The following is a 12855-nucleotide window of genomic DNA, read 5'->3' as shown; positions in this document are numbered from 1 at the left end:
TCCCACACAACACAGTCACAACACGAACACGGAGGAAAACAATCATGAAAATCATTAATCTTGAAGATATTAAAGGATCGGACCAAGAGGTAGACGCCGGCAACTGGACGAGCCGCCGCCTGCTTATGAAAGATGACAATATGGGTTATTCAGTAAATGACACGATCATTCGGGCAGGCACGGAAACTCATATTTGGTATCAAAACCACCTTGAAGCGGTCTACTGTATTGAAGGTGAAGCTGAAGTAGAAACGTTAAAGGACAATAAAACGTATAGAATTACTCCCGGAACCTTGTATGCCCTCGATGAACACGATGAACATTTATTGCGTGGCATAAAGGACGCACGCATGGTATGCGTGTTTAATCCACCATTGAGCGGCCGTGAGGTCCATGATGAAAACGGCGTATATCCCGCTGATTTAGATTAAATTATTATTGAATCGCAAAGCCCCTTGGAATGGGAACCAAGGGGCTTTATTTGTTATTCATCCTCATCAGGATTAAGTTCGGGTTTTTCCCAGTAATCTATGGCTATTTGATCTAAGTCTTCGCTATCCACGCGATTCCATTCCACGTTTTCCAATTCTTCTGTGTTAACAGTCATGTCCACGATCTTATCGAGTTCACCCGGACCTGTTTCAGGCTCAACATAAATATCCCAAACCAAATGGATCTGTTCCACTTCATCGATTTGAGACAAACGTTGCAAAACTTTAGCGGAACGGTTCAACGTTGAGGTACGGATTAGATCTGTTGTAATGTTATCTTCCGTTACCAGTTCAGCTTCCAATACTGCGCGTTCATCTGTATCGCCTTCTCTAAAATTAACGTTTTGAATAACTTCTTGGTGGTCGGATGTCACTTGGCCAAACTCGGATGTAATGTGCCATCCTGCCTCTTCTTCAGTTGTATCCACGGCATCCGGAACATCATAAGACCTATCAGCCTCAATCTTGTTTGTTGATGAATCTGTAAAAAGTAAAAAAAATCCCAGCGTAACGATGGCCGCTGAAAAAGTACCGGTAAACAATTTTACCTGTTTATAGTTGTTCTGTTTACGCCGCGGCCAAGTAACGAACATAAGAAAAGCAGTGAAAACTGTGATAACACCGGCAATGATAAAAGCAGTGAGTGCAACAAGCGTCAATGATTTTGCCCCCTGTGTGTATCAAATCTTTTCTTTCAGTATACAAGACAGAAAAGCTTTACCAAACCTTAAATTATGAACGTTTCATGTCACTTTTCTGCCCCTGGGTTTTCAATCGTATACACATCCATCCACTGCCTATGTTTATAGATGCAGTCTTTTTTTTCCATTCCGAGAGAGCGGGCGATTTTTATGGACGGAATATTTAACGGATGAATGATAGACGTCAACCCCTCAATCGCTAATTGTTCAAATGCGAAATTTCTGCAAGCATAGGCTGCTTCTTTCCCGTATCCCTTTCCCCATGACGGCCTTGCTAAAAGATAACCGAAGCCCATATGGATCCGTCCATTTATTTTTTGTGGACGAAAACCGCATTGACCGACAAATTCACCGTTTTCCCGTTTTTCCGCAACCCAAAAACCGACACCGAAACTTCGATAGTCCCGAAGCGATTGCTCCATCCATTCCTCTGTTTCACTTTTTGTTTTTGGGCCATCTGCAAACCGCATCACGGCGGGGTCGGAATACAAATCTTCTAACGCTTTCCGATCACTTTTCTTTATTTCCCGGAAATGCAAACGGCCACTGTTAAACATGATGATTCACCTCTTGGCTATTGTTATGCAGCCATTTTAACATTGCTCCGATTTCTTCCGCTAAAACTTTTTAAAGGACGCTATCCATCGCCCTCCATGCCTGGAACTTTTCCTAAACTTACTAGCTAAATGCACGCTTTCGTTTTGTTAAAATATATATGTAATCTTGATTTAGGAGTGATGAACAGATGTCTGTTTCCACAGATCTAGCCGCCATAAGAATTATTGCCGACACAACACAGAACAAAAACATTTCTACCGTTTTGCAACAGGCACTAAAGGCCCTCGTTGACAATGTGGCTTACATCCACTACGCGGCCTGGTTCAAAGAAGATACAGCGGAGGTATCGATCTCTTCAAACAGCAATGATACATATGCCGGAACATTAAGCTTTCCCGTAAGTGAAAACGAAGGCGGGGAAGAGATCGGGAAATTGGTCGTCGCTACTAAAGAAAGTGTCGCTTTTGATGTGACGGATTTAACAACGCTTCAAGAAGTCGCCAACCACATAGCACAATGGAGCCGTGTTCATTGATCTAATGGAAAACGCCGGCCGGTTAGATGGTCCAGAGACTTAAATTGATATCCTTCTGCTTCCAGACCATCAATAACATCGCCGAGCGCTGTCGCGTTGTCTTTCGATACCGAATGGAGCAGTAGAACCGCACCGGGATGAACACGGTCCATAATCCTGTCATAAGCATATGCTTTGCCTTTTTGCGCATTCGGATCCCAATCGACATACGCAAATGACCAAAAAATATGATGGTAACCTTCATCTTTCGCGATTTTCATCGTTCGGTCATTAAATGTGCCGCGGGGAGGGCGCAAGTAAATCATTTCCTTCCCCGTCAACGCTTTAAACGCCTCCTCCACCTTTGACAGCTCCGCCACCACTTCTTCATCATTTAAATCAGGAAAACTCGGATGATTCCAGGAATGATTGCCGACGATATGCCCTTCGTCATCCATTCTTTTAATTAAATCCTCTTCACGCTCGAAGTAATAACCGGTAACAAAAAATGCCGCAGGAACATTCTTTTCTTTTAGTACATCCAAAATAACGTCTGTGCAACCATTCTCATAGCCGCTGTCAAACGTAAGATAGATATTCTTCGTATCCGTATCTCCAATAAAATAACCATCATAGCGGTCGAGCATCTCGATGTAATGAGGTTCTGTCGTGGCCGGTTCATTGTTTTTTGCCGGTTTGAAGTTCCAATCGTACACGTCTTCGCCGTAAGCTGAATGACAGGCGAACATGAATAAAAGGAGCGCCATGATCAACCACGTGCCTCGTTTTTTCCCGGTCCTTCTATCCATTTTCTCTCGCCCTCCCTTTTCTTCATCCGGCATTTTTTGTATGCTTGAATAGCATCACGTTAGAAAAACTGAACTTCTCGCCAACTATAGCGAAGGTCAAAGTCTTTTCTTATGCTATCATCATTCTTGCAATTTATACTTTCTGATAGTGCAAAAGGGGGTTACTATGACGATCAAAGCAAACACGGCGATTTCACCGGCTAATGATCCGTGGGAAGCCTATGATGACTACCAACAATTTGGAAAACACACGTTAACAAACGTTGAATTTACGACAACCACCCTTTGCAATATGCGTTGCGAACATTGTGCCGTCGGTTCATTGTTAAGCCGTCGAGAGCCCTCCGATGGCCTTCCGGTGGAATTGCTGAAAGAACGTCTGGATGAAGTCGAGCACCTCCGTGCCTTAAGCATCACGGGCGGGGAACCGATGCTTTCCAAAAAATCGGTGGATAAATACGTCGTGCCCCTGCTTCGTTACGCGTATGAACGAGGAGCGAGCACGCAGATCAACTCGAATTTGACATTGCCCTTACAGCAATATGAAGCCATCCTTCCATATCTCGACGTCTTGCATATCACACATAATTACGGCAGCTTTGAGGATTTTGCCGCTATCGGTTTCGCGCATATGACAAACCCTCCGGCCATGGAAAAGAGACAGCTTTTTTTTGACCGAATGGTGGAAAACGCTAAAACGTTAACGGGGGAAGGCATTATGGTTTCGGCGGAAACGATGGTAAATAAACGGACGTTGCCCCACCTTGAAGCCATCCACGATCAAATTGTGGAGATGGGATGTCAACGACACGAGGTGCATCCGATGTACCCGAGTGATTTCGCAAGTGAAATGGAAATCGCGACGTTACCGGAAATCAGAGACGGTATTCACCGTTTGCTCGATCACCGTGAACGGGATACGTGGATGCTTTTCGGGACATTGCCTTTTTACGCTTGTAATCAGGATCAAGAAGATCTTCAGTTGTTAAAACGGGTATACGCTAGCAAAAATGTCACAGTAAGAAATGATCCTGACGGTCGAAGCCGATTAAATGCGGATGTTTTCAGCGGCAACATTAGTGTCACCGATTTTGGGGAGGGTCCTGCCCTCGGCAACCTCCAAAACACATCGCTCGCGACCGCATTCGCCAACTGGAAACAGTCTTCGCTGGCACATTCTCTTCATTGCCATTGCCCGTCCGTTCGATGCCTCGGACCGAATGCCCTCGTGAAAAACGCCTATTATAAAAACACTGACTTTCAAGCACGATCAAGCAACCTTTAACCTTCGCTTCTTTCGCGAAGGTTCTACCCGTTTCGATACGTTAAAGTCACATGATCTTTTACGGGGATCCAACCATCAACGGCTTGTTTTTCAATGTTTTTCACCTCAAGGGAGCGCTTGTTTCCTTTCATTTTCACGTATACTTCCCCGTAGGTGATTGTTCCTTTTTCATGGACAGCCGGCACATACCCGTGCAATACACCAAGTTTCTTGCCTTCCACTTGATAGTTAGGTCCAACTTCTGTGCCTTGGCCAAGCGTGGAACTAAAAGAAAGCGGCAGCGACGTTTTATCCGATGCTTTCATTCGCATCAAATTTTTGACGCCGTCGATTTGGGGGACATCACTGTTCAATTCCCCTTTGACTTCCTTGTTTTGCGTCTGCTTGTACTGGAGAGAAACGACCGTATCGCCGCCGCGATTATCCTGTTCATTTGTATTAATATTCTCGTACTCCCAGTTCATTTCCGTATGCTCTGAATCGTAATTCAACGCCCATGTTCCCAAATATATGGAAGCATTCGTGCCAAAGGGGATTTTCGAATCCTTGATGGTTGATTCATTTAACAAAGAAACAAGTTCCGGGTTATCGATGGTTGCCTCGGCTGTTTCCTGCAAGTCTTGCGTTAATTCCGAAGGTTCAAGCTCGGGTAATTCACGGCTCGTATTGCTGTATGTGTTTTCTCTGGCAACGTCATAGACATGGTCCGGTTTCGAGAATGAATCACTTTCTTCTTCATCGGCATACACGCTTCCCGGCACGGCGATAGACAAGCTTAAAAATAACATTGACGCTATTAATACAAAACCTCTCATGCAAACGCCTCCCTGATCGTAAATCTAAACGAAGTTTCTTTTATTGTGATCGAAGAAGAGAGGTATTATCCATATTTCAGTAATAAAAAACAGTGCTTCCTACATGAAGCACTGCCCGCCGTCTGCTACGCGTTCAATGTAAACGACTCCGTCACGGTGATCGCCGGTTCTACCGATTGAACGATTGAGCAATTCTTTTTTGCGATATCCAGCATTTTCTCCATAAGTTCTTCTTTGACGCCTGCTGCTTCAATCGTGTAATGAAGGTGTACCGTTTTGACCTCCTTTGGTTCCTTATCGTTTCTCGTCACATCCGCGTTAATACGAATATCTCCGATCTCCACGCGGCGCTTTCGCATGATTTTCCGGAGCACACTTCCACTGCAGCCAGCGATCGATGATACGAGGAGTTGATATGGGCGAAAGCCATGCTCATCCTCCCCGGAAATCAGCAATTCCCCAAACGGTGCTTCCGTCGTGAAGGCTTCCTCATTTGCGATCCGAAATTCCATAGACTTATCTCCCTCCCATTTATCCCCCATTGTACAGAAGGTCAGCGATTTTTGCAGGGATCAAACATCCATGTTCGGTGGTTCCTCAAACCAGCATTTGCAGCCAATGCCATGCCAGTGTTTGCCTTCCAGGTTTCCAATTCGTCCCGAGAGGTACACTAAAAAAGAAATTGTACCCCAAAAAGAGGTCGGCCCTGCTCGTGAGGTACAATAAAAAAGAAATCGTACCCCAAAAGAAGGCCGACCCTACTCGTGAGGTACATAAACATCGTTACGACGATTTCTTGGACGCCGTTTGCTTCTTTGCTGTTGTTGTTTTCTTTCCCCCCGATTTCTTTTTTGTTCGATCGACAGATGCTTGCAACGCATCCATCAAATCCGTCACATTATCCGGCTTTTCTTCTTTTTCCGGGGTAACGACGCTTTCACCGTTTTGTTTTGAGTCAATGAGCGCGAGCAGGTTTTCCCTGTACTCATCCTCATATTTTTCCGGCTCAAAGTTGGCGGTTAATTGTTCAATTAATAAAACTGCCGTATCAAGTTCTTTTTTATCGATATTTTCACTCGAAGGTACATTGGGCACATCGGCACTTGCTCGAATTTCGTCGGGGTAATGCAATGTCTCCATCAGTAATGTCTCATCGCGAATCCGCAACACAGCCAACTGTTCTTTTGAGCGAATCATGATCTTGGCGATTCCAACCTTTCGAGTATCGGAAAGGGCTTTTCGTAAGAGGGCATACGCCTTCGATCCCCCGTCATCCGGACCCAAATAATAGCTGCGATTAAAATAAACGGGGTCGATTTCATCAATATGGATAAAATCAAGAATTTCCACTGCTTTTTCAGTTTTTGCTTCTTTTAATTCCTTCAATTCTTCCTCATTAACAACAACGAATCGGCCATCATTCATCTCATGCCCTTTTACGATATCCTCATTCTCCACTGTTTCCTCACAAACCGGACAAACCTTCTCGTATTTGATCGGCGTATGGCATTTCTTATGAAGGTTCCTGAACGAGACCGATTTATTTTCGGTAGCCGCGTGTAATTTGACCGGGATAGAGACAAGCCCGAACTGAATGCTCCCTTTCCAAATTGTGTGCAACAGCCTTCCCTCCCTTTTTCGTTTTAGTTTGAGATCTTACGCGCCAGGCATGCGTTGAAAAATTTGGTTTCATAACGAATCGTCTATGTAGAAAAACTACCAGCGGAGGTGTTCGCATGTCTTTCATGTTAGCATTCAGCCGGGAGCAACTTCCCGAGGGAAATCAATGGCTTTATGAATTAAAATACGACGGCTATCGCGCACAGCTGATTTGGGACGGGTCGACATGCTCCCTCATCAGCCGTAATCATAATCGGTTGGAAAAACAATTCCCCGAAATCGTGGCCACTTGCCAGGAGTATTTTCCTGAAAAAACAACCGTGCATCTCGACGGTGAAATCGTTCTTTTTCAAAACCCGGGGCTTGCCGATTTTCATGCACTCAAGCGCCGGCACCGGCTTCGTTCACAAACTGCCATTCATGCCGCAAGCCGCAAGTACCCTGTATGCTTCCTCGCTTTCGACATTCTTGTGGCCGAGGATCACGACATGAAAAATGAACCTTATTTAAAAAGAAAACAAGAGCTTCAGCGTCTATTTGGAAGCTTTGACCTGCCCAAAAAACCGGTCACGCATGATACACGCCGTATTCAATCGATCCCTGCGTGTGAGGATGCGGAAGCCATTCAATATAAAGCCAAGCTGTACCGCAGCGAGGGCATCATTGCAAAAACAAACCTGCACACCTACATCGGCAAACGCTCGGAAACCTGGTTAAAAATAAAAACCCCTTACGTCCTTAGCTGCTTCATCCTTTCTTACACGCCTGCAAATGGTTATTTTGAAGTGGGTGTTTTTAAAGGGGAAGAAGCAATCACCCTTGGCCAATGTGCCCATGGCTTTTCAAAAACGGAAAAAGAAACACTGATCGCCATCATAAAAAATAACGGCAGATGGAATCCGCGGGCACACAAACACGAAATCGACCCTTCCATCGTTGTGAGACTCGCGTTTACGACCTACAGCAATGATTTTCGGGAAGCACGCTTTCAATCGTTTGAACTCAACACACCTGCCAGCACGTGTACATGGGAAACATGGGAAAATGCCTTTCTGAAATGGCCGGAGCGGGTGGCCCTCACACATCCCGAAAAACCTTTATGGGAAACCCCCAAGATTATCAAACACGATTTTCTCGGCTATGCCCGGGCGATCGCCCCCTATGTCCTCCCCCATCTCACCAAACGGTTGCTGACGGTCGTTCGTTATCCGCACGGCCGGTATGGAGAAGCGTTTTTTCAAAAACAATGTCCCGATTATGCCCCTTCCTATGTGGAAATTGAAGCCTTTGAAGATACCGAGCATATCGTTTCCAATCATGTGGATACCGTGCTGTGGCTGGCCAATCAACTCGCGATCGAATGGCACATTCCGTTTTCGCTGTCGTCGAGCCGTTATGTTGAGGAGATTGTCCTTGATCTTGATCCCCCGGATGCGGGAGCTTTTCCGTTAGCGATCGAAGGCGCAAATGTTTTAAAAGAAATCTTCGACCAACTAGGGTTAACAAGCTTTGTAAAATTTTCCGGAAATAAAGGGCTGCAAGTATATCTCCCCCTTATTAAAAAACGATACACATACGAAGACACACACCCGTTCACAGAAGCGATTGGGGCTTATTGCTTGCAATATCGGCCTGATTTATTCACCCGGGAACGATTGAAAAAACACCGCGGAAGAAAGCTGTATATCGATATTCCCCAACATGCATTTGGCAAGACCATTATTGCCCCGTACTCGCTTAGGGGAAACGAGGAAGCGCTAGTTGCCTGTCCTCTGTTCTGGGAAGAAGTCTCCTCAGGTCTTAATCGGACAGCGTTCACTCTCCGTGGCGTCCAACAACGGCTGCAGGATGAAGGCTGCCCGTTCCACACTTTTATGGAAACACAAAATCAGCTCCCCGATTTCAGCCATCATTGATTTATGCTAAGATATAAAGTATACATTGTGTCTTTTTTTAATATATATTTCGTTTATCGAAGCATTTGCTTCGGCCAGGAGCTGTTTACCATGCAAGAGACAGACCATCCGGATACAAAAAGTGTTAGTAAATGGGGCGTGCTTATCGCTGCTTTGCTTGGCGGCTTTATGGTTATTTTAAACAACAGCCTCATGAATGTTGCCCTCCCGTATTTCATGGAGCTTTTTCAAATTACCGCTGTTGAAGGGCAGTGGATTGTTACCGCATTTGCACTGGGAATGGCAATCGTGATGCCCCTGACGAGTTATCTAAGTAAACGTTTCGGCCCTAAAAAAATCTTTTTAATCGGTACGTTTATTTTTTTCGCCGGTTCTTTAGCCGGCCCTTTTTCATGGAATTTTACGAGCATCATTTTCTTTCGATTGCTTCAAGGGTTCGGCGGCGGTTTGATCATGCCGCTTACGATGATGCTCATCTTTAAGCACTTTCCAAAAAATGAACGCGGGCTCGCGTTGGGCATTTGGGGAGTGGCTGCCATGGTGGCCCCGACCATTGGTCCAACCCTCGGCGGCATACTTTTAGAGTTTTTTTCTTGGGAAATGCTGTTTTATATCAATGTTCCCACCGCGTTTATCGCTGCCGGTGCTGCCGTTTATTTTTTGCAAAAAGATTCAGAACCAATCATGCTTCGTTTTGATTGGCTTGGATTCCTATTCATTAGTTTCGGTCTCGTCGCTGCCATGGTTGGTATCGACTTCCTGCAGTCCTATCCCGGTGACCTATGGGTGTATGGAATTATTGCTGCTGGCGTAGCCGGGATCTTATTATTTATTTGGCAGGAGTTAAGAAGCGACGAACCTCTCTTGAATATACGCATTTTAAAAAATGCCGTTTTCAGCGGAAGCTTAATTGTCATCAGTTTCAGTGTAATGGCCATGTTTTCTGTTTTGCTGCTTGTCCCTATTCTTATTCAGGATATTTATGGCTACTCGCCTCTTTACGCCGGATTCGCCCTCTTTCCGCAGGCGATATCGATGGGCATCGCGATGACAATCGGGGGACGGGTTCTTGATAAAAAAGGGCCTTACATCGTTATCATGTTCGGTGTTGTGACGACAACCATTGCAACATTCGCCATCGGATTTTCCATTGGGCAAGTTGGCATCATGGTGCTTATTGTCTGCTTGATTTTCCAGGGCATCGGGAACGGATTGATCAATACGCCCGCGTCCACCGCGGGATTGAACGCGTTAAAAGAAGAACATGTCCCTGCCGGATCGGCGTTCAACAACGTTTCCCGGCAATTAATAAAAGTCATCTGCATCGTATTTTTATCGATTTTTTTTGAATATCGCAGAGGCGCTCACTTAACCGCAAACGATTGGACAGTGGCTGGAGAACGGGCTGTCCAGGATTCCTACTTGCTTGTCGCCTCCTTGCTGGTTGCCTCCATCATTCTCGTCTTTTATCTAAGAAAACGGTGGTGACGGTGGTGAATCGAGGAAGAGGCTGGCTTCCATTTGCCTGAAAATCCAAAAACTGCCATAATATGAATCGATTACCTTGCACGGACAGGAGATGCCCCATGGCTAAAAAGATCGTGAAGCGAATGATCCAATCAACCTGGGAATACAGACTATTTGATATAGCCGCACAGATGGCCTACTATTTCCTGTTGGCTTTGTTCCCTTTGCTCATCGTTCTTCTAAGCATTTTGCATTTTTTTCCAGTAGGTGTCCATGATGTTCTTGTGCTCATTCAGCCTTATGTGCCGGAACAATTATTGTCTTTCATTGCCGCAAATTTAAGTGATGTATTGGATGTCAGGCGAACGGAGACGCTTTCCATCAGCACACTCGTCACCGTTTGGATGACGTTAATGGGATCTTTCGCCGTTATCCGGGCAGTTAACAGCGCTTATCAATTCCCCGACCCACCCTTCATTCGAATGGTTCTCGTCGGGTTCGTGCTCGTCTTCACGTTACTGACGGCAGTCATTGTCTCGTTGTTATTTCCGGTCTTCGGAGAACCTATTGGCCGGTTTATTTTTACCCTCCTCGGCCTGGAAGAATCGATGCAAATCTTCTGGTCGTTTATCCGTTGGGGGATTAGTTTTCTTGTTGTTGGGGTAGTGCTGCTCATTCTTTACATCATCGTACCGAGCCAACGTATGAGCTGGCGTGACACATGGCCTGGCGCATTATTTGCTACCGTTGGGTGGCAGGCAGCTTCGCTCGGTTTTTCCTATTTTAATCAATGGAATGATTACACCATTATCTATGGAGGTCTGGGCACCATCATCGGGCTGATGGTCTGGTTTTTCCTAACCGCCTTTATGATTCTTCTCGGTGCACAGCTGAATGCGGTTATGATGGACATACACCGTGTGGACAAACGTTAAGAAACTGCAAAAAAAAAGCCCTCAATGCCGTCATGGATTGAGGGCTCCCAAGTTTTAGCGGATATCCGATCCGTACACTTGATCGACGATTTCATGGGCAGGTTTAGAGCCTAGGTTTTTCGCGATTTTTCCTTTGATGTACGAATCGCCGAAATGCTGGGTAAGCTCTGATACCGCCTCTTTGCTCCCGACAAAATAAGATCCGTTTAAACCTCTGTTTTTCAGTTCCTTCGTTAACACAGGGGCGAGATTTTTATACCAGCGATGCTTGTTTTCTTCAAAACGACGTTGAAAATCATCAACGCTTGTGTCTGCCGCTGACGGTGGAGATGATTGGTCATCGTAATCCACCCAGTCTTCTTTCTCCAAATCCCAGCTGAACTTTTTCTCATCGCGAACTTCCCCGAGCGCAACGTCAATTAGGGTGACGTCCCGCTGCTGTGTCACAATGATCCCCGCAGCCGGGTACTTTTCCTGGATTTCCTCCAACTGAGCCGTGTCTGCTGCTGCATCCCATTGGAATGAGCTTTCAACGGGGACTTGAAGTATTTTTGCCGTCCAAAGGTCCCCATCGGCGGAAGCAAAAAGAACGAGACTTTTTTGCATGTTTTTCTGCTGGTCGTAAATATAAGCATTAGCTTCACGCAAAAGATTTTTTACGGCTTTTTTTCCTTCCTTTTCACCGCTTTTTTCGGCGTACTCTTCCAGGCGTTTTATTCCATTTTTAAGGCGAATCTTCCATTCATCCTGTTCACTTAAGTCCGTGTTTAAGTAAATCGTCAAAATGCCAAGTTCGTCCTGCTTACTTTTAATTTCTTTCAATTCTTCAGCTAATGCCATTAGTCTCGTCCCCCTATTCGTCTTTACTGTTTGTATTTCCAGACTGAGGAGGAGTTAAACCTGGCATTTATCGGTTTTTACTTTTCATTGGGCGGAAGCTGTGTTGGGGCCAGAGGACCGGTTTGATTTTTATAATCTTCCCGATGTTGTTGAAGCTCCCTGCCTGCCTCTTTGGCGGTAGCCATAATGTCTGTAGCGCTCTCTTTCAAATGCGAAGCGTGTTTGACAATTTGTTCAACGTCCTCGCCGGCCACTTGCAAGCGTTCGTTGACCCTTTCTGTCGTGCCCTTAAGCAATTCACTGATTTCTTCACGATTCTCTTTGACAAAACCACTGGCATCTGTCACAAATTGCTTGCCTTCTTTCACACACGTCGCCGTTTTATTTCTGGCATTTTTATTTAAGAACAAAAATCCCACCAGCGCGGATACACTTCCCACGGTGATATACGTTGCCCATCTTGTTTCTTTTCCAGCCAAAATTGTTCCCTCCATAACCCAAGTAAAATTTGTTTGAGTGTAGTTTACCACAAATCTCGACATATTATCTTTCCATGAACATCCAAAATAAAGCAAAATAGTATGAATTCTTCTTTAAATTGTAACATTTTATCAATGCGTTTACGGTTCACATACGTTATAATAAAAATAAAGAAAATGTGCATTCTTCTACAAAAATAAACAGAATTTTGAATGGCGTTTTCTTTACTATAAAAAAGGAGAGAGAGCAAGCATATGCGCAGACCATTCCGTACTTCATTTTCAGAATTAGTAGATCAAAATAAACAGGATCTAGAGCAAGATTCGGACATGCTCGAATATATTGAACGACGCGTGGAGGATAAGCAACTTCGCCGTCTTAAGAAAAGAAGCAATCAGAAAAACAAGGCGCTCTCCTAAGGCGC

Annotated in this window: 15 protein-coding genes; 7 read left to right on the top strand and 8 right to left on the bottom strand. The window is 45.0% G+C overall.

Translation table 11 applies throughout. From position 1 onward, the window contains the following. Window positions 1–44: 44 nt before the first annotated feature. Complete coding sequence (locus tag EPH95_RS17415; protein ID WP_142091240.1) at window positions 45–431, top strand: ectoine synthase; 387 nt, start codon at window positions 45–47, stop codon at window positions 429–431. A gap of 53 nt (window positions 432–484) precedes the next feature. On the opposite strand, the gene EPH95_RS17410 is transcribed toward EPH95_RS17415, so the two are convergent. After that, a complete protein-coding gene (locus EPH95_RS17410; RefSeq protein ID WP_142091239.1) occupies window positions 485–1150 on the bottom strand; it encodes a hypothetical protein in 666 nt (221 codons plus the stop codon). Between the two features lie 89 nt (window positions 1151–1239). Continuing rightward, complete coding sequence (locus EPH95_RS17405; RefSeq protein ID WP_142091238.1) at window positions 1240–1749, bottom strand: GNAT family N-acetyltransferase; 510 nt, start codon at window positions 1747–1749, stop codon at window positions 1240–1242. Window positions 1750–1937: 188 nt separating this feature from the next. On the opposite strand from EPH95_RS17405, the gene EPH95_RS17400 reads away from it, so the two are divergent. Then, window positions 1938–2285 carry a GAF domain-containing protein gene (locus tag EPH95_RS17400; RefSeq protein WP_142091237.1) on the top strand — a complete coding sequence of 116 codons (348 nt, stop codon included), beginning with the start codon at window positions 1938–1940 and terminating at the stop codon, window positions 2283–2285. On the opposite strand, the gene pdaA is transcribed toward EPH95_RS17400, so the two are convergent. Beyond that, window positions 2279–3073, bottom strand: coding sequence for a delta-lactam-biosynthetic de-N-acetylase (gene pdaA, locus EPH95_RS17395; RefSeq protein WP_227003968.1), 795 nt, complete (start codon window positions 3071–3073; stop codon window positions 2279–2281). The genes EPH95_RS17400 and pdaA overlap by 7 nt on opposite strands. A 166-nt stretch (window positions 3074–3239) precedes the next feature. Between pdaA and yfkAB the strand changes: the two genes are divergently transcribed. Continuing rightward, window positions 3240–4358, top strand: coding sequence for a radical SAM/CxCxxxxC motif protein YfkAB (gene yfkAB / locus EPH95_RS17390; RefSeq protein WP_142091236.1), 1119 nt, complete (start codon window positions 3240–3242; stop codon window positions 4356–4358). Between the two features lie 23 nt (window positions 4359–4381). Here yfkAB and EPH95_RS17385 read toward each other — a convergent pair whose 3' ends face one another. From EPH95_RS17385 to ku, 3 genes are all read right to left on the bottom strand, one after another. Continuing rightward, window positions 4382–5173, bottom strand: coding sequence for a YfkD family protein (locus EPH95_RS17385; protein ID WP_142091235.1), 792 nt, complete (start codon window positions 5171–5173; stop codon window positions 4382–4384). A gap of 125 nt (window positions 5174–5298) precedes the next feature. Then, on the bottom strand, window positions 5299–5685 hold the full coding sequence (locus tag EPH95_RS17380) for an OsmC family protein (protein ID WP_142091234.1): 387 nt from the start codon (window positions 5683–5685) through the stop codon (window positions 5299–5301). Window positions 5686–5956: 271 nt separating this feature from the next. Beyond that, entirely contained in the window at window positions 5957–6793 is an 837-nt protein-coding gene (gene ku, locus EPH95_RS17375) for a non-homologous end joining protein Ku (protein WP_142091233.1), read from the bottom strand. A 116-nt stretch (window positions 6794–6909) separates the two neighbouring features. Here ku and ligD point away from each other — a divergent pair, with 116 nt between their 5' ends. The 3 genes from ligD to EPH95_RS17360 all read left to right on the top strand — a co-directional run bounded on the left by ligD (window position 6910) and on the right by EPH95_RS17360 (window position 11111). Beyond that, window positions 6910–8709, top strand: coding sequence for a DNA ligase D (gene ligD / locus EPH95_RS17370; protein ID WP_142091232.1), 1800 nt, complete (start codon window positions 6910–6912; stop codon window positions 8707–8709). 90 nt (window positions 8710–8799) lie between these two features. Further along, on the top strand, window positions 8800–10197 hold the full coding sequence (locus EPH95_RS17365; RefSeq protein ID WP_160141837.1) for an MDR family MFS transporter: 1398 nt from the start codon (window positions 8800–8802) through the stop codon (window positions 10195–10197). A 98-nt stretch (window positions 10198–10295) separates the two neighbouring features. Continuing rightward, on the top strand, window positions 10296–11111 hold the full coding sequence (locus EPH95_RS17360) for a YihY/virulence factor BrkB family protein (RefSeq protein ID WP_160141836.1): 816 nt from the start codon (window positions 10296–10298) through the stop codon (window positions 11109–11111). A 54-nt stretch (window positions 11112–11165) separates the two neighbouring features. Here EPH95_RS17360 and EPH95_RS17355 read toward each other — a convergent pair whose 3' ends face one another. Both EPH95_RS17355 and EPH95_RS17350 read right to left on the bottom strand, forming a co-directional pair. Beyond that, window positions 11166–11951, bottom strand: a complete 786-nt coding sequence (locus EPH95_RS17355) for a VLRF1 family aeRF1-type release factor (RefSeq protein ID WP_142091229.1) — start codon at window positions 11949–11951, stop codon at window positions 11166–11168. Between the two features lie 77 nt (window positions 11952–12028). Further along, window positions 12029–12430: a hypothetical protein gene (locus EPH95_RS17350; RefSeq protein WP_142091228.1), complete on the bottom strand. Its 402-nt coding sequence runs from the start codon at window positions 12428–12430 to the stop codon at window positions 12029–12031. A gap of 255 nt (window positions 12431–12685) precedes the next feature. Here EPH95_RS17350 and EPH95_RS17345 point away from each other — a divergent pair, with 255 nt between their 5' ends. After that, the gene (locus EPH95_RS17345; RefSeq protein ID WP_142091227.1) at window positions 12686–12850 is read left to right on the top strand and encodes an FbpB family small basic protein; all 165 of its coding nucleotides are present in this window, start codon (window positions 12686–12688) and stop codon (window positions 12848–12850) included. The last annotated feature ends 5 nt before the right edge of the window (window positions 12851–12855 follow it).

This window comes from Salicibibacter halophilus (assembly GCF_006740705.1).
GTDB classification, from domain to species: Bacteria; Bacillota; Bacilli; order Bacillales; family Marinococcaceae; genus Salicibibacter; species Salicibibacter halophilus.
This window is presented reverse-complemented; position numbering and strand designations above follow the sequence as displayed.